We start from the raw sequence: 21,868 nt of genomic DNA, 5'->3' as shown, positions 1-21,868 counted from the left end.
GGTCAGAGCACCTCGCTGGCAAAGTCTGCCAGGCGTGAACGTTCGCCACGCGCCAGCGTGATGTGCCCGCTGTGTGGCCAGCCCTTGAAGCGGTCCACCGCATACGTCAGGCCGGAGGAGCCTTCGGTGAGGTACGGCGTGTCGATCTGCGCCAGGTTGCCCATGCAGATGATCTTGGTGCCGGGGCCTGCGCGGGTGATCAGTGTCTTCATCTGCTTGGGCGTCAGGTTCTGCGCCTCGTCGATGATCACGTACTTGTTCAGGAAGGTGCGTCCGCGCATGAAGTTCATGCTCTTGATCTTTATGCGGCTGCGGATCAGCTCGTTGGTGGCCGCGCGGCCCCATTCGCCCGCATTGCCGCCATCGCCCTTGGCCAAAAACTCCAGGTTGTCATCCAGGGCGCCCATCCAGGGGCCCATCTTCTCTTCTTCCGTGCCCGGCAGGAAGCCGATGTCCTCGCCCACGCTCACGGTGGCGCGGGTCATGATGATCTCGGTGTAGCGGCGGTCGTCCAGCACCTGGGTCAGGCCTGCTGCCAGGGCCAGCAGGGTCTTGCCGGTGCCAGCGGTGCCGGTCAGCGTCACGAAGTCGATCTCGGGGTCCATGAGCAGGTTCATGGCGTAGTTCTGCTCGCGGTTGCGCGTGCTCACGCCCCATACGGCATTCTTGGCAGAACCGTAGTCCTTCAGGGTCTGCAATACCGCTGTTTTCTCCCGGATTTCACTCACACGCGCAAACAGACTGGGCTCGCCGGGGGCTTCGAAGTACACGAACTGATTGATCATCAGCTGCGGCACGATGGGCCCACCAATGCGGTAGTAAGTGTGGGCACCGCTTTGCCAGCTTTCCACATTCTTGCCGCTCTTGGCCCAGAAATCGGGCGGCAGGGCCAGCACGCCGGCGTACAGCAGGTCGCCGTCTTCCAGCGTCTTGTCGTTCTGGTAGTCCTCGGCGGTCAGGCCCAGTGCGCGGGCTTTGACGCGCATGTTGATGTCTTTGGAGACCAGTACCACCTCGCGCGGTGCATGCAGCTTGCGCAGAGCTTCCACCACGCCCAGGATCTGGTTGTCTGCCTTGCCTTGGGGCAGGCTGGTGGGCAGGCTGTAGTCCAGTGGCACGGTCTGGAAGAACAGGTGGCCGCCTGCAGCCCGTTGGCCTGTGGAGTCCAGCTTGAGGCCTTTGGCCATGTCGGCGCCCTGGGCTGCCGCCAGCGCATCGAGCGTGCGGCTGGCTTGGCGGCCATTGCGGGCCACTTCGGTCATGCCCTTCTTGTGGCCATCGAGCTCTTCCAGCACGATCATCGGCAGGAAGATGTCGTGTTCTTCGAAGCGGAACAGGCTGGTCGGGTCGTGCAGCAGCACGTTGGTGTCCAGCACGAACAGCTTGGCGGGGCCTTGGGTGCGGGCTTTTTTGCTGCGAGGCGCTGCCTCGGTTGACGCGGGAGCCGGCGCCGCACTGGGCGTGGCCGCCTTGGTGGGGGCGCTGCGGCGGGTGGCGGGCGCGGACTTGGCGGGTGTTGCTGCGGTTGTTGTTGCGACCGGCGCGCTTGCGCTGGCTTTGCTGCGGGCCGTGCTTGCGCGCGCGGTGCTCGCAGCGGGGGCTACAGCTGCGGTGTTTGCTTCATCGGCGTCTGGTTCGCTTGACGCAGCGCGGGTATTGGTGCGAGAGGGTGTGGCTTTGTTGTCATAGGCCTCTGGTGAGAGCAGGGCGGCGCGTCGGCTGGGGGCAGGTGGCAAGGGCATGGTGTGCAAAGGCCTCAGACAAGGGGGTTCAAAAAGCAAAAAGCCGCCTGGAGGCCAAGGCGGCTTTTGAATGGGGTGGAAGTCGTTGCAAGGTGCAAGGGCATTGACCCATTATGCCCATTCCGTGTGACGGCGCGATCAAGGCGCCGGCTCGGTGTGGGGCTGTTGCAAACAGGTGCCGTGATCAGGCGGCCTTCTTGAGTGCTTTGATGGACTTCACGGCCTTCAGGACTTCGTCCACATGGCCCGGCACTTTCAGGCCACGCCATTCTTGCACCAGCAGGCCATCGGGGCCGATCAGGAAGGTGCTGCGCTCAATGCCCTTGACCTTCTTGCCGTACATGATCTTGTTTTTGACCACGCCGAACATGTGGCACATTTTTTCTTCGGTGTCAGCGATCAACTCGAAGGGGAGTTCCAGCTTTTCCTTGAAGTCGTCGTGCGACTTCATGTTGTCACGCGACACGCCAAACACGGCTGCGCCGGCCTTGGCAAAGTCTTTGTACTTGTCGCGGAACTGCATGGCCTCGGTGGTGCAGCCCGGGGTGTTGTCCTTGGGATAGAAGTACAGAATCAGAATCTGGCCCGTGTGGGAGGTGTTGGACACCTTGATCCCGCCGGTGGCGTTGGCTTCAAATTCAGGGAGGGGTTTGTTGACAACGATCGCCATATCACTTCAATCTCTCAGGATGTAGTCGTTGATAAGCCGGGGGAGCGGGTGTGTTATTGCTTTTGGTGGTGCCCCCGACCGCAACCCGCGATTTTACCCCGAAAATGATACTAGGCCAAATGCTTGGCCTGTATGTATGTACATGGCTGCATAAGCATGTATGAAATTTGCACGCTCAGGTTGCGGGCCGTTATGCGGTTTCAAGGATGAGGGCTGCCACGACGTTGCGCCCTTCGCCCGCCAGAATGTTGTAGGTGCGGCAGGCGGCGGCCGTGTCCATGGTTTCCAGGCCCAGTCTCTTGGCCATCAGGGGTTGCAGCCAAGCGGGGTTGGGAAAACGATTGCGCGCGCCGCTGCCAAAGATGACCAGCTCGGTTTCCAGTGACGCCAGGTACTCAAAGTGTGCCGGGGTCAGGGCTTTAAAATGCGCGCAGTCCCAGGCTTGCAGCAGGCCGTTGGAGCCCACGATCAGGCTTTGGGTGTGTTTGGTGCCATCCACGCCAATCCATCCGGGGCCATAGCCGTGAATCGTCTGGGCACTGGATTTGTCGGGTTGGAATTTCATGGTGTGCTGAGGGCGCTGTGTGAGGGGCCGGGCCTTGGTGGGCCGTCGCTTCAGGCCAGGGTGGGTGGGCTGAACTGTGGTCAAATTATAGGTTTCGCCAAGGCACGCCGTGCCTGGGTCGGCCTTTGTCCCCACGCCATTTCCGCCCGCCATGAAAACCGTCAAGAAATCAGCCAAGCTCGCCAACGTGTGCTACGACATCCGGGGGCCCATCATGGATGCGGCCAAGCAGATGGAGGAGGATGGTCACAAGATCATCAAGCTCAACATTGGCAACCTCGCCGTTTTTGGTTTTGATGCCCCGGAAGAAATCCAGCAAGACATGATTCGCAACCTGCCCAATTCGGCAGGTTACTCGGACAGCAAAGGCATTTTTGCCGCCCGCAAGGCGGTGATGCACGAGACGCAAAAGCAGGGCATCAAGGGCGTCACGCTCGACGATATCTACTTGGGCAATGGCGCCAGCGAGCTGATCGTGATGGCCACCAACGCATTGCTGGACGATGGTGATGAGCTGTTACTGCCCTCGCCAGACTACCCGCTGTGGACGGCTGCGGCCAGCCTGTCAGGCGGCACACCCGTGCACTACCTGTGCGACGAGGCCAATGGCTGGATGCCCAATTTGGACGACATCCGCGCCAAGGTCACGCCGCGGACCAAAGGCATTGTGGTCATCAACCCCAACAACCCTACGGGGGCCTTGTACTCCGAGGAATTGCTCCTGGGCATTCTGGCCATTGCCCGCGAGCATGGGCTGGTGGTGTTTGCCGACGAGGTGTACGACAAGGTGCTGTACGACGGCGCAAAGCACACCGCTTTGGGTTCGCTCAGCGAGGATGTGCTCACCCTCACCTTCAACTCCTTGTCCAAAAGCTACCGCTCGTGTGGCTACCGCGCGGGCTGGCTGGTGGTGTCGGGCGACAAGAAGCCCGCCAAAGATTACATCGACGGGCTGAACATGCTCTCGAACATGCGCCTGTGTGCCAACGTGCCCGGGCAATGGGCCATCCAGACTGCGCTGGGTGGCTACCAGAGCATCAACGACTTGGTGTGCGAAGGCGGGCGCTTGCGCAAGCAGCGTGACCTGGCGTATGAGCTGATCACCGCCATCCCGGGGGTCACGTGTGTGAAGCCGCGCGCTGCCCTGTACATGTTCCCGCGCCTGGACCCCGCCGTGTACCCCATCCAGGACGACCAGCAGTTCTTCCTGGAGTTGCTGCAAGAAACCAAGGTCATGCTGGTGCAGGGCACGGGCTTCAACTGGGGGGCGCCAGACCACTTCCGCATCGTGTTCCTGCCCCACGAAGACGACCTGCGCGAAGCCATTGGCCGCGTGGCGAAGTTCCTGGAGCAGTACCGCAAGCGCCAGCAGGTGGTGGCGGCCTAATTGGGCGCATCGCCCCCTGGACTCTCTGTGGAGCCGCATCGCATGGTCTCGCGTGTTGTGACTCGACCCCGCCTGCCGCATGTGCTGGGCGCCCTGGCCTTGGGCTCGCTGACGGCCGGGGCCCAGCCGGCCAGCCCGGGCACGGTGGGTTTTTCGTACAAGGACTGGGGCTTGCAATGCGACAACACCCGCACCTGCCGGGCTGCGGGCTACCAGTCTGAGGCGGGAGATTCGGACCCTGTCTCTTTGCTCTTGACCCGCAAGGCGGGCCCCGATGCGGCGGTAGAGGTGCAACTGCAGGTCTATACCGAAAAAGCCAGTCCGGCCGCGCTGCACTTCAAAGTGGGCAAATGGTCGTTGCCCGCCCTGGATGGCAACAGCCCCTCTGTACCCGCAGCCCAGGTGCCCCGCTTGCTGCAAGAGCTGGTGCGTGCCGAAGAGGCCACCGTGACCGCAGGCAAAGACAAGTGGGTGCTCTCACTGGCTGGGGCGGCAGCGGTGCTGCTCAAGATGGACGAAGTGCAGGGCCGCATCGGCACCCCGGGGGCGCTGGTGCGCAAAGGCAGCAAGCCTGAGTCGTCCGTCTTGCCCCCCGTGCCCGCGCCGGTGCTCAAGACCGTCAAGCCGGTGCCCGCACGCAAGGGCGACGCAGCTCTGCTCAAGCCCCTGCTCGCAGCATTGGGGCCCGCAGCCTTGCAGGACCAGTGCACCGGCGGCACGCCCGAGGCCGACGTGATGAAGGTGCATCGCCTGACCGACCGCCGGGTGCTGCTGGAGGTGCCTTGCGGCATGGGCGCCTACAACTTCAGCAGCCTGCTTTTCATGGCCAATGACCGCCCGCCGTACCAGCCCAAGCCGCTGGACGACGTGGATGGCGAATTTGACGCAGAGACCGGCACGGTGCATTCGTCCATGAAAGGGCGGGGCATTGGCGACTGCTGGTGGGTGCGCGAGTGGCGCTTTGATGGCAAGGGCTTCGTGCTCAGCGGTGAGCATGGCGATGGCATGTGCCGAGGCTTCCCGGGCGGTGCCTGGCAGCTTCCGGCGTACGTGACCCAATGACGCGTCAGTTGCACCGGATGCTGCCCTGGCTTGTGCGGGGGCTGGGCCTGTTGCTGGCCTGTTGTGGTCTGCCTGCCTTGGCGGGTGCTGGTGAAATACCGGCCCAGCCTGAATATGTCTACTCCACGCCTTTGCGCTCCGATGTGCTGCCCCGCGCCGTGTTGCACGCCTATGTGCAAACGGTGGATGAGGTCCATGCGTCGCACTACGCAGCGCGTGCCAGCCATTTCTGCTTTGTGCAGCAATCGGCCAGCGACCGCCCCGGCGCGGTACCTCTGGTGTGGATGGTCTGGTACGAAGATGGCCGGATTCAATCCTTGGGCGACGCCGCATCCCGCCCCAGGGTAGGCAATGAACTCACCCCCCGGGAAGAGGGCCGCATGCTGGCACTGGCAAAATCGCTCCGTTTGGCAACCGACGTGGTCCCCACCTTGGCCGACATTGCAGGCAGCAGCTACCTGGTGGAGCAAGCCTGGGTCGACCGGCTGATGGGCCACTGCCGCACCCTTGGGCGCAAAGTTACCTTGGCTGCGGCCCAGAAGCCCCGGCCTGCAAAGCTCGGCCAGCCTTTGGCGCACAGCCCCATTTTTCGCAATACACACTGATTTCAACCCTTCATCCGCAGGTAAAACCGCATGAAACCCATCCAAGTAGGCCTGCTAGGCATCGGCACCGTCGGCAGCGGCGTGTTCAACGTGTTGCAACGCAACCAAGACGAAATCAGCCGCCGCGCTGGCCGTGGCATTGAGATCGCCATGGTGGCCGATCTGGACGTCGAGCGCGCCAAGAGCGTGGTCGGCCCCAGTGTGCAGGTCGTCAACGACGCCCGCGCCATCATCGCCAACCCCGACATCGACATCGTCATTGAGCTGATCGGCGGCTACGGCGTCGCCAAGGCACTGGTGCTCGAAGCGATTGCCGCAGGCAAGCATGTCGTCACCGCCAACAAGGCGCTGCTGGCCGTGCACGGCACCGAGATTTTTGCCGCTGCGTCCGCCAAAGGCGTGATGGTGGCCTTCGAGGCTGCCGTGGCTGGGGGTATCCCCATCATCAAGGCGCTGCGCGAAGGCCTCACGGCCAACCGCATCCAGTGGATCGCCGGCATCATCAATGGCACCACCAACTTCATCCTGAGCGAGATGCGCGACAAGGGCCTGGACTTTGACGTGGTGCTCAAGGAAGCGCAACGCCTGGGCTACGCCGAGGCCGACCCGACCTTCGACATCGAAGGCGTGGACGCTGCACACAAGGCCACGTTGATGAGCGCGATTGCTTTCGGCATCCCGGTGCAGTTCGACAAGGCCTATGTCGAGGGCATTACCAAACTCGGCGCGGCCGATATCAAGTACGCCGAGCAACTGGGCTACCGCATCAAGCTGCTGGGCATCACCAAGCGCGCTGAGAAGGGCATTGAGTTGCGCGTGCACCCCAGCCTGGTGCCCACCAAGCGCCTGATTGCCAATGTGGAAGGCGCCATGAACGCCGTGGTGGTGCAGGGCGATGCCGTGGGCACCACGCTGTACTACGGCAAGGGCGCGGGCAGCGAGCCCACCGCCAGCGCCGTGATTGCCGACCTGGTGGACATTGCCCGCCTGCACACGGCTGACCCCGAGCACCGTGTGCCGCACCTGGCCTTCCAGGCCAACACCCTGGCCGACGCCATGGGCGCCCTGCCTGTGCTGCCCATGAGCGAGGTGGTCACCAGCTACTACCTGCGCCTGCGCGTGGCCGACCAGGCCGGTGTGCTGGCAACCGTCACAGGCCTGCTGGCAGGCGCTGGCGTGAGCATTGACGCGGTGCTGCAGCGCGAAGCCGACGAAGTGGGTGGTGAAGGATCGACCCAGACCGACCTCATCATCCTGACCCACGACACCCGTGAAGGCACGATGGATGCCGTGATCGCCCAGATGCAAGCGCTGCCCACGGTGCTGGCGCCCATCACACGCATCCGCAAAGAGGAACTGAACTGATGCTGTACATCTCCACCCGCGGCCACGCAGACCGCAAACAGTTTTGCGACATCCTGCTCGAAGGCCTGGCACCCGATGGCGGCCTGTATCTGCCCGAGACTTATCCCAAGATCACAGGCGCCGCATTGAACAAGCTGCGCAAGGCCTACCACGAGCAAGGCTACGCCGAGCTGGCGTTCCAGATCCTGTCGCTGTACATCGACGACATCCCCGCTGCGGATCTCAAGGCCATCTGCGCCAAGACGTACACCGCTGAAGTGTTTGGCACCGGCGAGATCGTGCCCCTGCGCCACCTCGAAGACGGCCTGTGGCTCGAAGCCCTGTCCAACGGCCCTACGCTGGCCTTCAAGGACATGGCCATGCAACTGCTGGGCAACCTGTTCGAATATGAACTGGGCCGCCGTGGCGAGCAGCTCAACATCCTGGGTGCCACCAGCGGCGACACCGGCAGCGCGGCCGAATACGCCATGCGCGGCAAAGAAGGCGTCCGTGTGTTCATGACCAGCCCGCACGGCCGCATGAGCGCTTTCCAGCAGGCACAGATGTTCAGCCTGCAGGACGCGAACATCCACAACATCGCCATCGAAGGCGTGTTTGACGACTGCCAGGACATCGTCAAGGCCGTCTCCAACGACCACGCCTTCAAGGCCAAGTACAAGATCGGCACCGTCAACTCCATCAACTGGGCGCGCCTGTTGGCGCAGGTGGTGTACTACTTTGCGGGCTACATCCAGGCCACCGAGACCAACGACCAGAAGGTCAGCTTCACGGTGCCCTCCGGCAACTTTGGCAACGTGTGCGCAGGCCATGTGGCGCGCTGCATGGGCCTGCCGATTGCCAAGCTGGTGGTGGCGACGAACGAGAACGATGTGCTCGACGAGTTCTTCCGCACTGGCGTGTACCGCGTGCGCAGCAGCGCCGACACGCACGAAACATCGAGCCCCTCGATGGACATCAGCAAGGCCAGCAATTTCGAGCGTTTCATTTTTGACCTGCTGGGCCGTAACGGCCAGCGCACGAACGCGTTGTTTGCCAAAGCGCTGCCCGCTTACGGCCGTTTTGACCTGAGCGCCGAACCGCTGTTTGCTGATGCCGCCAAGAAATACGGCTTTGAAAGTGGCAAGAGCACCCATGCGGACCGCCTGGCCACCATCAAGGACAACTACGAGCGCCACGGCGTCACCATCGACACCCACACTGCCGACGGCGTGAAGGTGGCCCGCGAGCACCACAAGGACCCCAAGGTGCCCATGATCGTGCTGGAGACGGCCTTGCCCATCAAGTTTGCCGAGACCATCCAGGAAGCCCTGGGCCACGCGCCCGAGCGGCCCGCCAAGTTCGACGGCATCGAAAACCTGCCCAAGCGCGTGCAGGTCATGCCCGCCGATGTGGACCTGGTCAAAGCCTATATCGAGCGCCACTGTGCGCCCGCTGTGCTGGGCTGATGGCAATGTGCCCGCGCCGCCCCGCTGCGCCTGTGTGGGCGAGCGGGTGCGGTGATGGGCCCAGATTTTGAATAAAAAATGCCCCTAGCGCTTGCTGGATAAGCGCTAGCAGCTATAAATAGCATAGCTAATCAAGGAGCATTGGATGAAGGTTGTAGGCTTTGCCGGGTTCTCCGGCAGCGGCAAAACCACCCTGGTCGAGCAACTCATCCCCGAGCTGCGCATGCGTGGCCTGCGGGTGTCGGTGGTCAAGCACGCCCACCACAGCTTCGACATCGACCACCCCGGCAAAGACACCTACCGCCACCGCGAGGCCGGGGCCTTTGAAGTGGTGGCTGCCTCTGACAAGCGCCTGATGCTGGTGCGCGAGTTTGAACAACCCGCCGAGCTGAGCGTGCACCACCTGCTGGCCGAGCTGTACCAGGGCGTGGACTGGGTGCTGGTGGAAGGCTTCAAGGAAAGCGACCTGCTCAAGATTGAAGTCTGGCGTGCCCCCGAGCCCGGCCAAACGGCCAAGCCCGTGCGCTACCCCGAGGACGACTTTGTGGTGGCCGTGGCCACCGACGCCCCCGCCCAGTTGCCCGAGCCCACGCAACTGCCCCTGCTGGACCTGAACGCCCCCGCGCAGGTGGCCGACTGGCTGCTGCAATACGCCGACCGTTTTGACTACGACTGGGAACTGCACGGAGACGTGTTGTGATGAACACCTTGCAAAAGCCCCGCCCACCCCTCAAGCCGCTGGACGACGCCCTGGCCGACCTGCTGGCCCAGGCGCAGCCCTTGGCCGAGACAGAGACCGTCGCCACCTTTGATGCGGACGGCCGCGTGCTGGCGCAGAACTGCACCTCGGCCCTGCATGTGCCGCCGCTGGACAACAGTTCCATGGACGGCTACGCCGTGCGCTGCGCTGACGTGGCCACCGCAGGCGTGGTGTTGCCTGTGTCTCAGCGCATCGCCGCAGGCAGCGCGGGCGAGCCCTTGGCCCCCGGCACGGCGGCCCGCATCTTCACCGGCGCGCCCGTGCCTGCCGGGGCCGATGCGGTCTTGATGCAGGAGGACTGCGAAGCGATCGCTACCGCCGAAGGGGGCGTGGCTGTGCGCATCAACGCCGTGCCCCAGCCCGGCCAGTGGATTCGCCGCGCGGGGGAAGACATTGCCCGTGGCACCGTGGTGCTGGCCGCAGGCACGCGCCTGTCGCCGGCCGAGCTGGGCCTGGCGGCCAGCATTGGCCTGCACCAGTTGCAGGTGGCGCGCCGCCCACGTGTGGCGTTGTTCTCTACGGGCGATGAGCTGGTCATGCCGGGCGATGTGCCGCCCGAGCAAATGCCCCCGGGCGCCATCTACAACAGCAACCGCTTTTTCTTGCGCGCCATGCTGCTGCGCCTGGGCTGCGAGGTGACCGACTTCGGCATCGTGCCCGACCGGCGCGACGCCACCATTGCGGCGCTGCGCGAGGCCAGCGCCGCGCACGACCTGATCCTGACCAGCGGCGGCGTGAGCGTGGGCGAGGAAGACCACATCAAGCCCGCTGTGGAATCCCTGGGCCGCCTGGACCTGTGGCAGATCGCCATGAAACCGGGCAAGCCCTTTGCGTATGGCACCGTGGGCCAGGCCCACTTCATGGGGCTGCCGGGCAACCCGGTGTCCAGCTTCGTCACCTTCGGGCTGCTGGTGCGGCCCTTTGTGCTGCGCCTGCAGGGGGTGAGTGATGTTGCTCCTAAAAGAATAGCTGCTACCGCTCGTTTCGATTGGCCCAGGGCCGATAAACGCCGTGAATTTTTGCGCGTGCGCCACCATGCAGAAGGTGGGCTGGAGCTGTTCAACAACCAAAGCTCGGGCGTGCTCACCTCGGCCGCCTGGGGCGATGGCGTGGTGGACAACCCTGCGGGCCAGACCATTGCGGCGGGCGACACGGTGCAGTACATCGCGTTCTCGGAGCTGCTGTCATGACAGCGCGCCCGCACGCTTTCCACCTTGAAATGTTCCGACGATGAAAACCATCACAGTCCGCTACTTCGCCTCCATCCGCGAGGCCATTGGGCAAGGCAGCGAGTCGGTTCAAACCACGGCCGCCACCCTGGGCACCTTGCGCGATGAACTCATCGCCCGGGGCGGCGCCCACGCCACCAGCCTGGCCCGTGGCCGGGCGGTGCGCATGGCGCTGAACCAGAACCTCAGCGACGAGGCCGCCGTGCTGGCCGATGGCGCCGAGGTGGCTTTTTTCCCACCCGTGACAGGCGGTTGATGGGCCCAGTCAGGCCACGTCAGGGGACTCAAAATCCCCCGACTTTGCCCTGGTCTAGCCCTTGCTCAGCGGGCGTCCAGCCAGTTCTTGAGCGGCTGGCTGGCCCAGGCCTTGGCTTCTTCCCCCACAAACATCTTGGGCGCCGATGCCGCCAGGCGCTTGCGCTTTTCCTGGGCCTGGATGGACTTCTGGGCCACGCCCATCCAGTCCGTGATCGACAGTTGCTCGGCGCCCGCCTGGTTGAACAGCGCGTCGGCAAAGAAGGTGTGCTCGCCGGGGTACTGGCATTTGAAGGATGTCTTGTGCAAGTCGGTGGCCGTCAGCACCACGCGGTTGGGCGCGCGCAGGGGCTCCAGAAAGGCGCCGCTGTAGCAGGCAGACAGCACCACCAGCGTGGGCGTCTTGGCCAAGGGGGCCAGCGCATCGCTCAGGGTGCGGGCGGTCAACGGGGCGGCGTTTTTGCCTGCGATGTTGATGTTCAGCGTGCCGGGGTTGGCGTGGGTGGAGATCAGCAGCATCACCCGGTCTTGCGGCCGGGCCACTTCGGCCATCTTGGTCATCACCAGTTCAAAGTTCTCCAGCGTGGCTTGGGGCCAGTCACTGGCTTGGTCGCGCGCGGGGTTGGCCAGCTTCAGGATGAGCGCGTTGGGGTCGATTTGTTTGGCCAGCTTTTCGGCGGCCAGCACGTCGTTGCGGAAGGCCTTGGCCTGCGAATGCATGGCAAAGCCCGCAAAGATCAGCCGGGGTGGTGGCACGGGGGCGGGTGCCTCGGCTGCTGGGGGCGGGGGTGGTGCCACGGGCTCTGGCACCGGCTCGGGGGCGGTAGCGCAGCCCGTGGCGAGCAGGGCGGCACCCAAGGTGGCATAGAGGGCCGTGGCAGACAGAAGACCCCGGCGGGAGGAGGCGAATGCAGTGGAGGGCATGGTCGTTGTTTGGCGAAAAGTGGTGAATGGATGCGTGGCCTGCAGGCTGCAGGCGCTGCGGCCATGGGTTTGTTTGGCCGGGCAGGGCCTGGCGTCCGGCGTGGCACTGAGCCCCGCGTGGCTGGCTGCGGTGTGTCCGGTGGCGGGGCCCCGGTAGCGGCCAGCGCCGTATCGTAAGTGACGGTAAAAAGGACCTTGCGCCCTGTAACCGGGTACTTGTTACAGGTTTTTTGCGGCCTAGGGCAGACGCATTCAGCGCTACCAGCTATGAAAACGATAGCGATGTAACACAAAAGCCGGCGCATGCGCCGGCTTCAAGGATGTGTGGCATTTGTCACAAAAACCACAGATGGGAGAGACGCGGGGGCTCTGTGAACAGGTTCTTAGCCCCCCTTCATGGCCTTTGTCAGGCCATGGCCGCTGCGGGTGCCAGGGGCAAGCCCGGTTGTGCCAGCCGCTGGGCATGCCGCCACGCCCGGCGCAGCACCGGGGGCGACCAAGCCTCTTCGGGGATCAGCAAAAAGCGCTGGGCGCGCATCGTGCGGCCCAGGGCGATCTGGCTGGTGACCACCGCCATGGGGATGGCCAGGGCCAGCGGCACGCCCACGGGGGCCAGCCACAGCAGTGCGCCGCTGTCGATGGCGCCAATGCCTGCGGCCAGCAGGGCGATCACGGCGGTCATGGGCGCCAGCTGGGCCATGGCGTGGCGCCAGGGCACGGCCTGGGCCTCGCGCGGGGGCGACTTCCATTCCAGCGCGATGCCCGTGAGGGCCACCAGCACGAACAGCGAGTGCGCCAGCATGCGCACGGGCGCTTGCAGGATGGCCAGGGTGCTTTCCAGTGCCGCGCTTTTGAGCAGGCTGAAAGCGCCGCCGTACTGCGCCTGTTCGCTGCGCATGAAGACCGCCAGCACGCCCAGCACGCGGGGCAGGAACAGCATGCTCAGCGTCCAGGCCCACAGCGCCAGCAGCTCGGCGGGCAGGATGTGCCAGTCGGCCAGCACGGGTGCGCCAGACACCCACAGGGCCGTGCCCAGCGTCATGAAGGCCAGCCACAGTGGGGCCGACAGGTAAGCCATGGCGCCGGTCACAAACATAGAGCGGTGCACGGCGTGCAGCCCTGGCTCGGCCATGAGGCGTGCGTTTTGCAGGTTGCCCTGGCACCAGCGGCGGTCGCGCTGCAGCTCGGCCAGCAGGTCGGGCGGTTGCTGCTCGTAGCTGCCCACCAGGTCGGCCACCAGCCACACGTGGTAACCGGCGCGGCGCATCAGGGCGGCTTCGACAAAGTCGTGGCTCATGATGCCGCCCGACAACCCGCCCTTGCCCGCAATGGGTGCCAGCGCGCAGTGCTGCATGAAGGGCGCCACACGGATGATGGCGTTGTGCCCCCAGTAGTGCGACTCGCCCAGCTGCCAGAACTGCATGCCCAGCGTGAACAGCCGCCCGGTGACGCGCGATGCGAACTGCTGCGCACGCGCATGCAGCGTGACATGGCCAATGGCCTGTGTGGCCGTCTGGATGATGCCGGCCTGCGGGTGGGCTTCCATCAGCTTGGCCATGGAGACGATGCAGCTGCCGCTCATCACGCTGTCGGCATCCAGCACCACCATGTACTTGTAGTCCTTGCCCCAGCGGCGGCAGAAGTCGGCCACGTTGCCCGCCTTGCGGTGGGTGCGGCGCTTGCGCAGGCGGTAGTACACCTGCACCTGGGGTTGCTGGCCGTTGGCGGCCAGTGCGGTGCGCAGGTCTTCCCAGGCAGCACGCTCGGCACGGGCGATGTCGCTGTCGTAGCTGTCGGACAGCACAAACACATCAAATGTTTGCCCATGGCCTGTGGCTGCCACCGATTCGCAAGTGGCGCGCAGCCCGGCAAACACTGTGGCCACGTCTTCGTTGCAGATGGGCATGATGATGGCGGTGCGGGCCTCGGGCGCCAGCGCGTGGTCCGCCACGCTTTGCGCCGACAGCGCATGCCGATCGCCCCGCAGCATGACCCAAAAGCCCATCATGCCGGTGACAAAGCCCGACACCACCCAGGCCGACAGCAGTGCAAACAGCGCAATCTGGCCGTAGCCCAGCCAGGCGTTGTCGTAGTGCGGCTGTACCTGGGCAAACAGCAGGCTGGCCAGGATGGTGCTGGCCAGCACCAGCAGCGCAAAGGTCCAGCGGCGGCGCTGTGCCGCGGCTTGCCAGGGTTGGGGGGCCGGCTCGGGTTGCGGTGTGTAGGCGGCGGCGGTGCGGCCTGTCAGCGCACGGCCGATGCTTTTCCAGAAGCCTTGCCAGGGCACGGCAGGCATAGAGCCCCGGTGCACGGGCGGCGCCGTCACGCTGTTGGGGTGGCGTGTGGCGCGCAGCGGGCTGCGGCGGCTGGCAACCGGCGTGCTCTGCGCGGGCACCGCACTGCGTGGGTAAGACGCGCCCTTGCGTGCCAGCCCCTCAGTGGCCGCGTGCAGCATGGTGGTCGAATGGGCCTGCAAACGTGTTGCGGGCCGGCCTACTCGGGAAGAATGACGTGGGTCCATGTTTCGCTCACAGCGTGTTGAAGGTGTTGAAGAAAGGCGCGCAGCTCAATGGGCTGGTTGCCCTGCAGGCGCTCGATGCGCAGCGTCATGCGCCATTGGCCTGTGGCCGGGTTGCGGTACACGCCGCTTTCGAGCACGCGGGCGTTGGCATCGCTGCTCACCACGGCCTTCACGGGCGCATCGGCGGGCAGGTCTTGCAGCGCGGGGCCTGCAAAGTCGATCACGTACTGCACCTGCTTTTGCAGGGCTTCAGGGCTTTGCTTTGTGTAGCCCACGCCCTTGCGTGACTGGGTAGCCCAGGCGCTGGGGGGCGTTGTTGCCCGGCGCCCTGGTCGCCTTGCCAGGCCAGCTCGTAGCGCACCTCCAGCGGGGTGCCGGGGGGCGGCAGTTGCTGGGGCACCCAGTAGGCAACGACGTTGTCGTGGGTCTCGTCGGGGGTGGGCAGCTGCACCAGCTCCACGCGGCCGGGGCCCCAGGGGTGCAGGGGGCGCACCCAGGCGCTGGGGCGGCGCTCGTAGCGGGCTTCCACGTCTTCGTAGCTGCTCCACTGCCGGTCGCGCTGCATCAGGCCAAAGCCTTGGGGGTTGGTGGTGGCAAACGAGGTGACGAGGGGCTGCTTGGGGTTTTGCAGCGGGCGCCAGAGCCATTCGCCCTCGCCCGTGGCCACCATCAGGCCGTCGGAGTCGTGCACCTCGGGGCGGAAGTCGTCCTTGCGCGGCTGGTTCTCGCCAAACAGGAACATGCTGGTCAGTGGGGCAATGCCCAGCGTCTTGATGGGGCCCGCGCTGCCGCGCACAAAGATGCGGGCCGTCACCGTGGTGGTGGTTTGCGCGCCGGGGCGGATGTCAAAGCGGTAGGCGCCAGTGGCGCGGGGCGAATCCAGCAGCGCATACACCGTGGCCTGGGTGTCACCAGGCTGTGGCCGCACCAGCCAGAACTCGGTAAAGCGCGGAAACTCCTCGCCCTGGCCGCCCACCGTGTCGATGGCCAGGCCCCGGGCCGACAGCCCATATTGCTGGCCCGCGCCCAGCGCACGGAAGTAGCTGGCGCCCTGGAAGACGGCCAGCTCGTCCTTGTAGTCGGGTGAGTTCAAGTGGTAGTGCAGGCGAAAGCCCGCAAACCCCAGGTCGCCCCAGGTCTGGGGCTTGACGGCGTTCTTGCCGTAGTCAAAGTCGGCGGCCCGGTAAGGGATGTGGCGGGTGCCTTGTGGCGACACCTCGTTGATGAGCACCGGCTCGCGCTGGTACAGGCCCAGGTGGAAGAACATGGCCTCAAACGGCAACTGTGACGGCTCGGTACGGGTGCGCCACAGGGCGCGCTCAGGCCGCCAGCGGATGTCGCGCACTTGGTCGTAGTCCATGGCCTCCAGCTCGGGGGCAGGCGCACGTTCATGGCGCTGTAGGGTTGGGCGGCGCGCTGCTTGGCCAGTTGGGTGATGGCGTCCAGGTCCATCGCCTGGGCCGACGCGGCCGTGGCCAGCAGTGCTGCGCACAGCGCCAGCACGGGCCGTGCCGCCCGGGGCGAGGGGCGCACGGATGGATAAAAAGCGGCTTGCATACCAGCACTAGGGCAAACCCTGTGCCAGCTTGGAAAAATGCTTTTAAATCAGAGGCTTAGGAGTGGGTCTGCACGTAAGCAATTGTGCAGAGAGGCCCAATGGGCGCCCAGCGGGTGAAATGGCTGTGTTTTTGTCGCCGTGTGGCGACAGCGGTGGAACGTGCGGGAGAAAAATCCAAGCAAATCAACGCATTACTCGTGTCGCTCTTCAGCGACATCGTCGCCCGCCACCCCGTCGGCCTTGAACTGGCCCGGCGTCAGCGCGTGCTTTTGCAGCAGCCGGTAAAACTCGGTGCGGTTGCGCTGCGCCAGGCGCGCGGCGTCGGCCACGTTGCCATCGGTCATCTTCAGCAGGCCCACCAGATACTCGCGCTCAAAGCGCTGGCGGGCCTCGGCAAAGCTCAGCACCTGGGCCGACGGAATGCGCAGGGCCCGTTGCACCATCGACAGCGGCACCAGGGGGGTGGTGGACAGGGCGCACACCTGCTCGACCACGTTGTAGAGCTGGCGCACATTGCCAGGCCAGGCGGCGGCCGTGAGCGCCTTGAGCGCTTCGGGCGCAAAGCCCGACAGGCGCTTGTCGTACTTGCGGGCCAGCTTGTCCAGAAAGTGGTTGGCCAGCAGCGCAATGTCTTCACGCCGCTCGCCCAGCGTGGGCAGCTGCAGCGTCACCACGTTCAGGCGGTAGTACAGGTCTTCGCGGAACTGGCCTGCAGCCATGGCCACCTCCAGGTTGCGGTGTGTGGCCGAGACGATGCGCACGTTGATCTGTATGGACTGGCTCGCTCCCACGGGCCGCACGGCGCGTTCTTGCAGCACGCGCAGCAGCTTGACCTGCAGGGCGGGCGGCATGTCGCCAATCTCGTCCAGCAGCAGCGTGCCGCCCTCGGCCGCCTGGAACAGCCCCTTGTGGTTGCTCACGGCGTCGGTGAACGCGCCTTTGACGTGGCCGAACAGCTCGGATTCGAGCAGCGCCTCGGGGATGGCGCCGCAGTTCACCGCCACAAAGGGCTTGCCCGCACGGGGGCTGGCGCGGTGGATGGCCTGGGCCAGCAGCTCTTTGCCCGCGCCGCTGTCGCCCAGCAGCAGCACGCTGGCGTCCGACTGGGCCACCAGGTAGGCCTCGGCGAGCAGGTCGGTCATGCGGGCCGAGCGGCTCACGATGTCGGCCCGCCAGGCCTCGTTGGCGTGGGCCTGGTGCACGGCGGGGGCGCTCAGGGCCAGGGCCTGGGCGACTTTCTCCAGCAGCTCTTTGCCGTCGTAGGGCTTGGTCAGGTAGGTGAAGACGCCACGCGATGTGGCCTCGACCGCGTCGGGGATGGTGCCGTGCGCCGTGAGCAGAATCACCGGCAGCGAGGGGTGGCGTGCGTGCACCTCGTCAAACAGCGCCAGGCCATCCTTGCCGGGCAGGCGCACATCGCTCAGTACCAGCTGGGGGCGGGCCACGTCCAGCTGCGCCAGCGCGGCCTCAGCCGAGCCCACGGCCACCACTTCGTGCCCGGCGGCTTTGAGGCGCAGGGACAGCAGGCGCAGCATGTCGGCATCGTCGTCCACCACCAGGATGCGGTGGGCGGTGCTGTGGGCGGCGATATGGGCGGTTGCGGGGCGCGTGGATGCTGTCATGGCGTGGTGCCTCAGGGTTTGGCCGTGCCATTGCCGTTGCTGCTGCCCACGCCACTGGCGGCAGCGCCGGGGGGGCTTGTGGTCGGTGCTGTGGCGGCTGGGGCGGGGCGCGTGGTCAGGCTGCGTTCAATGGCGCGCACGGCCTCCAGGCGCTCGCTCAGTTGGTCGTTGCGGCGCTGGGCTTCGCGCAGTTGCTGGGCCTGGCGGTCCAGTTGATCCTCCAGGCGGCGCTGCTGGGTCAGGCGCGCCTCCAGCAGGCGGGCCAGCGGGTGCAGCGCTTGGGCGGCAGGGTTGGCCAGGGTGCGCTGCACCAGGCCCAGGGCGCGGGCGGTGTCCACGGGCTGGCGGGTTTGGGCCAGCACCAGTGCCAGGCGCAGCGCGCGCGAGGGCTTGCTCTCGTCCACGTCCGACAGCCGGGCCGTCTCACGCGCCAGGTCGGTGGTGCTGGCGCCCAGGGTGCGGTCGGCATAGGCCAGGGTGTCGCGCAGCAGGTCTTTGGGCGCCGTGGTGGGCTCGTCGCTTTCAGCGGCCAGTGGCTCGGGCAGGGCAGCGGCGGGCTCTGCGGCGGCCTCTACCGCGTGGGCCGCGGTCACGGGGGGCGCATTGGGCGGGGTGGGGGCTGTGGCGCAGCCAGCCAGCCAGGCCGCGCACAGGCATGAGGCGGCAAGGCCCCAGCGGGCAGCCCAGTGCGCAGGGCGGAGGGTCGGCAGGGCTTGCGGTTCAGGAAGCATCGGGCAATTCGATTCGGAAAAATGAGCGGGGGGCATCGCCCGGCATCTGCAGCACCTGCACCCGCCCACCGTGGGCGTGGATGTATTCCTGCACGATGGACAGCCCAATGCCGGTGCCACGCACCGCGTTCTCAGGCTGGCGCTCGCCCCGGTAAAAGGGTTCAAACACATGGGCCCGGTCGGCAGGGGCCACGCCGGGGCCGTCGTCGGTCACATCCACCAGCACCTGGCCGGGCGCGCGCGACACAGCCAGGCGCACGGTGCCTTGCTCGGGCGAGAAGCGGATGGCGTTGGACAGCAGGTTGCCCATGGCCGAGGTGATTTTCTCCGCATCCAGCAGCAGCACGGTGCGCTCGCCGCTCACCTCCACCCGCAGGCTGCGGGCCTGCCATTGCAGGCGCTGTGCCTCCACCAGGTCTTCCAGCAGGGCGATCAGATCGGTTTCGCGCCGCTGCAACTGGCGGGCTTCAAAGGCGGCGGCGTTAAAGCGCAGCAGCGCCTCGATCTCGCTTTGCAGCACCAGGGTGTTCTGGTGCAGGATCTGCGTCACTTCTTTCTGGCCTTCGCTCAGTTCTCCGGTCACGCCGTCCTGCAGCAGGGCCACGCCTTCGCGCAGCGCGGCCAGCGGGGTTTTGAGTTCGTGCGAGACATGGCGCAAAAAGCGCGCCTTGTCGGCGTCCAGCTCCAGCAGCCGCAGGCGCAGCCACTCCAGCTGCTGGCCCACGCGGCGCACGTCGGCGGGGCCGGTGATGGCCACGGGCTGCTCCAGCTGGTTCTCGCCCAGGCGGCGAATGGCGCGCTCCAGCCGCTTGAAGGGGCGCGCCAGCCAGATGCCCAGCCACAGTGCCAGCACCAGTGCCAGCACAATCGCGCCCACCAGTTGGTGCATCACGGTGCGGCGGCTGGCGTCTACCCGCGCTTGCAGCTCGCTGGCCTGGCGGGTATTGAGTTCCTGCACCGATTGCGTGATGGCCGCGTGCAAGGTGTCGAGCGCCACAAACTCTTCGGCCACGCTGCGTTCGTTCTCCAGCGATTGCCAGGGCGGTGCGCGCAGCAAATTGCGCACGGTTTGCATGCTGGCCTGCCACTGCTGGGCCTGGGCGGGCGGCAGGCCCGCGTCGCTCAGCTGGCGCACGATGCCCTGGGCATCGGCCGCCATATCGTCAAAGCTTTGGCGCAGCAGGGGGTCGTTCAGCACCAGCGATTGCCGGGCCGAGCGTTCCATGGCCTGGCCGCGCTGGTTCAGCGCCTGGGCCGCCACGTTCAGCGCGGCCGCCTGGGCAGCGCTGGCCTGGCTTTGGCCCATCAGTGCTTCCAGCGTGAACACCGCCCGCAGGGCGCTGGCGCCCAGCACCCCCGCAATCAGCAAGAAGGCGAGCAGCAGCAGTTGCTGAAACGATGGGCCGTGCGGGCGAGCCTGCGGGGTGCTCGTGGGGTGTGGGGCCATGCGCTGGGGTGGGGGTCAGGCGGTGAGGGCGGCGCCCTCGCGCACCAGCACTTCGCCCCGCAAGGTGTAGGCCTTGGCCTCGGTGATGGTCACATCCACCATTTGCCCCACCAGGCGGGGCTGGCCCACAAAGTTGACCACGCGGTTGCACTCGGTGCGGCCCATCAGCTCGGTGGCGTCGCGCTTGGAGGCGCCTTCCACCAGAATGCGCTGCACCGTGCCCACACGGCTTTCGCTGATGGACTTGATGTTGGCGTTGATGACGCCCTGCAGGTGCTGCAGGCGGCGCAGCTTCACGTCGTGCGGCGTGTCGTCGTGCAGGCCTGCTGCGGGCGTGCCGGGGCGGGGGCTGAAGATGAAGCTGAAGCTGTTGTCGAAGTGGATGTCGTCGATGAGCTTCATCATCTTGTTGAAGTCGTCTTCCGTCTCGCCCGGAAAGCCCACGATGAAGTCGCTGCTCATGGCCAGGTCGGGGCGGATGGCGCGCAGCTTGCGCACCGTGCTCTTGTATTCCATGGCGGTGTAGCCGCGCTTCATGGCCATCAGGATGCGGTCGCTGCCGTGCTGCACGGGCAGATGCAAGTGGCTGGCCAGCTTGGGCAGCTTGGCGTAGGCCTCGATCAGGCGGGGCGTGAATTCGTTGGGGTGGCTGGTGGTGTAGCGGATGCGTTCAATGCCTGGGATGTCCGACACGTATTCGAGCAGCAGCGCAAAGTCGGCAATCTCGGCCGTGCCGCCCATCTTGCCCAGGTAGGCGTTCACGTTCTGGCCCAGCAGGGTGATTTCTTTCACGCCCTGGTCGGCCAGGCCCGCCACTTCCACCAGCACGTCGTCAAACGGGCGGCTCACTTCCTCGCCACGGGTGTAGGGCACCACGCAGTAGCTGCAGTATTTGCTGCAGCCTTCCATGATCGACACAAAGGCCGAGGCACCTTCGACGCGCGCGGGCGGCAGGTGGTCGAACTTCTCGATCTCGGGAAAGCTGATGTCCACCTGGGGGCGGTTGAGCTGCTCGCGCTGGTTCAGCATTTCGGGCAGGCGGTGCAGGGTCTGCGGGCCAAACACCACGTCCACATAGGGGGCGCGCTTGATGATCTCGGCGCCTTCCTGGCTGGCCACGCAGCCGCCCACGCCAATCTTCACGCCGCGTGCCTTCAGGTGCTTGATGCGCCCCAGGTCGCTGAAGACTTTCTCCTGCGCTTTTTCGCGCACCGAGCAGGTGTTGAAGAGGATGAGGTCGGCCTCGTCCACGTTTTGCGTGGGCTCGTAGCCTTGGGCGGCATTGAGCACGTCGGCCATCTTGTCCGAGTCGTACTCGTTCATCTGGCAGCCGAAGGTTTTGATAAAGACTTTTTTGGCCATGGCAATTTCGCAAATAGCAAGCAAACACCGCCGCCCTGGGGCGCGGTGACTGGGATGGGGAGGGGCTCTGGAGGGCGGCTCCCAGAGCCAAAAGCGCTGCCGCTGTGGCAGCGCCAGGGGCGTTATTTCAGGACGTTGCCTGTGGACACGTTGCCACTGCCCGAGTTGATGTTGGTGATGACCGTGTCGCTGCCCTTGAAGGGCTTGGCGGCTTCGGCCTCGCTCAAGATCCAGGCCGAGTGCAGCATGCCGCTGCTGGCTTCGATCACGTAGTTCACCTTGTAGGTCTGGCCGATCACGGTGTGGCGCTGCACCAGCGAGTTTTGGGGGCTGAACAGGCGCATGCCAGGGGCCATGCGGATGTCTTTGCTGTTGAGCTTGGCCTCTTGCACGCTCACGATGGTGAGTGTGCCGCGCAGGGCGGCTTCAGGGAAGTTGCGCACGTTGCCCAGCGGGTTGACCACCTGGGCCTGCACGGGCTCAAGCGCCAAGGCGCCCAGCAGGCCGGTGAGGGCGACTGCGGCAAGCAAGGGGCGCCACAGGTGCGGGGTGCCAGCCTTTGGAAGGTCGGTGGTGGCAGGGTGGTGCAGGGTGCTGGGGATGTGGTCATGGGGCGTG

18 protein-coding genes and 1 pseudogene are annotated in these 21,868 nt (G+C 65.6%); 8 read left to right on the top strand and 11 right to left on the bottom strand.

Translation table 11 applies throughout. The features are described from left to right. Nucleotides 1–2 precede the first annotated feature (2 nt). From EAG14_RS16400 to EAG14_RS16390, 3 genes are all read right to left on the bottom strand, one after another. Nucleotides 3–1,742, bottom strand: coding sequence for a PhoH family protein (locus tag EAG14_RS16400; protein WP_121730519.1), 1,740 nt, complete (start codon nt 1,740–1,742; stop codon nt 3–5). Nucleotides 1,743–1,926: 184 nt separating this feature from the next. Further along, the gene (locus tag EAG14_RS16395) at nt 1,927–2,412 is read right to left on the bottom strand and encodes a peroxiredoxin (RefSeq protein WP_099658192.1); all 486 of its coding nucleotides are present in this window, start codon (nt 2,410–2,412) and stop codon (nt 1,927–1,929) included. A 190-nt stretch (nt 2,413–2,602) separates the two neighbouring features. Continuing rightward, complete coding sequence (locus EAG14_RS16390) at nt 2,603–2,977, bottom strand: Mth938-like domain-containing protein (protein WP_121730518.1); 375 nt, start codon at nt 2,975–2,977, stop codon at nt 2,603–2,605. Between the two features lie 151 nt (nt 2,978–3,128). Between EAG14_RS16390 and EAG14_RS16385 the strand changes: the two genes are divergently transcribed. From EAG14_RS16385 to moaD, 8 genes are all read left to right on the top strand, one after another. After that, nucleotides 3,129–4,364 (top strand): pyridoxal phosphate-dependent aminotransferase, encoded by a 1,236-nt coding sequence (locus EAG14_RS16385; protein WP_099658193.1) that lies wholly within the window; start codon nt 3,129–3,131, stop codon nt 4,362–4,364. Between the two features lie 42 nt (nt 4,365–4,406). Then, the gene (locus tag EAG14_RS16380; RefSeq protein ID WP_121729516.1) at nt 4,407–5,426 is read left to right on the top strand and encodes a DUF1176 domain-containing protein; all 1,020 of its coding nucleotides are present in this window, start codon (nt 4,407–4,409) and stop codon (nt 5,424–5,426) included. Next, nucleotides 5,423–6,031 (top strand): hypothetical protein, encoded by a 609-nt coding sequence (locus EAG14_RS16375; protein ID WP_121729515.1) that lies wholly within the window; start codon nt 5,423–5,425, stop codon nt 6,029–6,031. The genes EAG14_RS16380 and EAG14_RS16375 overlap by 4 nt, the downstream gene beginning before the upstream one ends. Nucleotides 6,032–6,061: 30 nt before the next feature. Then, nucleotides 6,062–7,396 (top strand): homoserine dehydrogenase, encoded by a 1,335-nt coding sequence (locus tag EAG14_RS16370; protein WP_099658196.1) that lies wholly within the window; start codon nt 6,062–6,064, stop codon nt 7,394–7,396. Next, on the top strand, nt 7,396–8,841 hold the full coding sequence (thrC, locus tag EAG14_RS16365) for a threonine synthase (protein WP_121729514.1): 1,446 nt from the start codon (nt 7,396–7,398) through the stop codon (nt 8,839–8,841). The genes EAG14_RS16370 and thrC overlap by 1 nt, the downstream gene beginning before the upstream one ends. Before the next feature lie 145 nt (nt 8,842–8,986). Continuing rightward, nucleotides 8,987–9,541, top strand: coding sequence for a molybdopterin-guanine dinucleotide biosynthesis protein B (gene mobB / locus EAG14_RS16360; RefSeq protein ID WP_121729513.1), 555 nt, complete (start codon nt 8,987–8,989; stop codon nt 9,539–9,541). After that, entirely contained in the window at nt 9,541–10,791 is a 1,251-nt protein-coding gene (gene glp / locus EAG14_RS16355) for a gephyrin-like molybdotransferase Glp (RefSeq protein WP_121729512.1), read from the top strand. Before mobB ends, glp begins: the two co-directional genes overlap by 1 nt. A 40-nt stretch (nt 10,792–10,831) precedes the next feature. After that, nucleotides 10,832–11,086 carry a molybdopterin converting factor subunit 1 gene (gene moaD / locus EAG14_RS16350; RefSeq protein ID WP_121729511.1) on the top strand — a complete coding sequence of 85 codons (255 nt, stop codon included), beginning with the start codon at nt 10,832–10,834 and terminating at the stop codon, nt 11,084–11,086. Nucleotides 11,087–11,151: 65 nt separating this feature from the next. On the opposite strand, the gene EAG14_RS16345 is transcribed toward moaD, so the two are convergent. From EAG14_RS16345 to EAG14_RS16310, 8 genes and pseudogenes are all read right to left on the bottom strand, one after another. After that, complete coding sequence (locus EAG14_RS16345; protein WP_121729510.1) at nt 11,152–12,009, bottom strand: C13 family peptidase; 858 nt, start codon at nt 12,007–12,009, stop codon at nt 11,152–11,154. Between the two features lie 406 nt (nt 12,010–12,415). After that, a complete protein-coding gene (gene mdoH / locus EAG14_RS16340) occupies nt 12,416–14,464 on the bottom strand; it encodes a glucans biosynthesis glucosyltransferase MdoH (protein ID WP_121730517.1) in 2,049 nt (682 codons plus the stop codon). A gap of 38 nt (nt 14,465–14,502) precedes the next feature. After that, nucleotides 14,503–15,982 (bottom strand): annotated as a pseudogene (locus tag EAG14_RS16335) (glucan biosynthesis protein G). 297 nt (nt 15,983–16,279) lie between these two features. After that, nucleotides 16,280–17,710 (bottom strand): sigma 54-interacting transcriptional regulator, encoded by a 1,431-nt coding sequence (locus EAG14_RS16330; RefSeq protein WP_121729509.1) that lies wholly within the window; start codon nt 17,708–17,710, stop codon nt 16,280–16,282. A gap of 11 nt (nt 17,711–17,721) precedes the next feature. Beyond that, entirely contained in the window at nt 17,722–18,303 is a 582-nt protein-coding gene (locus tag EAG14_RS23415; RefSeq protein WP_240456809.1) for a hypothetical protein, read from the bottom strand. A gap of 127 nt (nt 18,304–18,430) precedes the next feature. Continuing rightward, nucleotides 18,431–19,888: a HAMP domain-containing sensor histidine kinase gene (locus EAG14_RS16320; protein ID WP_121729508.1), complete on the bottom strand. Its 1,458-nt coding sequence runs from the start codon at nt 19,886–19,888 to the stop codon at nt 18,431–18,433. A gap of 15 nt (nt 19,889–19,903) precedes the next feature. Beyond that, entirely contained in the window at nt 19,904–21,250 is a 1,347-nt protein-coding gene (gene miaB / locus EAG14_RS16315) for a tRNA (N6-isopentenyl adenosine(37)-C2)-methylthiotransferase MiaB (RefSeq protein ID WP_099658205.1), read from the bottom strand. A 122-nt stretch (nt 21,251–21,372) separates the two neighbouring features. Beyond that, complete coding sequence (locus EAG14_RS16310; protein ID WP_099743206.1) at nt 21,373–21,780, bottom strand: hypothetical protein; 408 nt, start codon at nt 21,778–21,780, stop codon at nt 21,373–21,375. Between the last annotated feature and the right edge of the window lie 88 nt (nt 21,781–21,868).

It is taken from the genome of Acidovorax sp. 1608163 (assembly GCF_003669015.1).
Lineage (GTDB): Bacteria > Pseudomonadota > Gammaproteobacteria > Burkholderiales > Burkholderiaceae_C > Acidovorax.
The sequence above is the reverse complement of the archived record's forward strand: the minus strand, read 5'-3'. Positions and strand labels throughout refer to the sequence as shown.

Bases quoted from the DNA above. Each gene is read 5' to 3' on its own strand.
- mobB (WP_121729513.1), top strand. From the start codon at position 8,987: ATGAAGGTTGTAGGCTTTGCCGGGTTCTCCGGCAGCGGCAAAACCACC.
- glp (WP_121729512.1), top strand. From the start codon at position 9,541: ATGAACACCTTGCAAAAGCCCCGCCCACCCCTCAAGCCGCTGGACGAC.
- EAG14_RS16370 (WP_099658196.1), top strand. From the start codon at position 6,062: ATGAAACCCATCCAAGTAGGCCTGCTAGGCATCGGCACCGTCGGCAGC.
- miaB (WP_099658205.1), bottom strand. From the start codon at position 21,250: ATGGCCAAAAAAGTCTTTATCAAAACCTTCGGCTGCCAGATGAACGAG.
- mdoH (WP_121730517.1), bottom strand. From the start codon at position 14,464: ATGCTGCACGCGGCCACTGAGGGGCTGGCACGCAAGGGCGCGTCTTAC.
- thrC (WP_121729514.1), top strand. From the start codon at position 7,396: ATGCTGTACATCTCCACCCGCGGCCACGCAGACCGCAAACAGTTTTGC.
- EAG14_RS16380 (WP_121729516.1), top strand. From the start codon at position 4,407: ATGGTCTCGCGTGTTGTGACTCGACCCCGCCTGCCGCATGTGCTGGGC.
- EAG14_RS16330 (WP_121729509.1), bottom strand. From the start codon at position 17,710: ATGACAGCATCCACGCGCCCCGCAACCGCCCATATCGCCGCCCACAGC.
- EAG14_RS16400 (WP_121730519.1), bottom strand. From the start codon at position 1,742: ATGCCCTTGCCACCTGCCCCCAGCCGACGCGCCGCCCTGCTCTCACCA.
- EAG14_RS16345 (WP_121729510.1), bottom strand. From the start codon at position 12,009: ATGCCCTCCACTGCATTCGCCTCCTCCCGCCGGGGTCTTCTGTCTGCC.
- EAG14_RS16320 (WP_121729508.1), bottom strand. From the start codon at position 19,888: ATGGCCCCACACCCCACGAGCACCCCGCAGGCTCGCCCGCACGGCCCA.
- EAG14_RS16375 (WP_121729515.1), top strand. From the start codon at position 5,423: ATGACGCGTCAGTTGCACCGGATGCTGCCCTGGCTTGTGCGGGGGCTG.
- EAG14_RS16385 (WP_099658193.1), top strand. From the start codon at position 3,129: ATGAAAACCGTCAAGAAATCAGCCAAGCTCGCCAACGTGTGCTACGAC.
- EAG14_RS16390 (WP_121730518.1), bottom strand. From the start codon at position 2,977: ATGAAATTCCAACCCGACAAATCCAGTGCCCAGACGATTCACGGCTAT.
- moaD (WP_121729511.1), top strand. From the start codon at position 10,832: ATGAAAACCATCACAGTCCGCTACTTCGCCTCCATCCGCGAGGCCATT.
- EAG14_RS16395 (WP_099658192.1), bottom strand. From the start codon at position 2,412: ATGGCGATCGTTGTCAACAAACCCCTCCCTGAATTTGAAGCCAACGCC.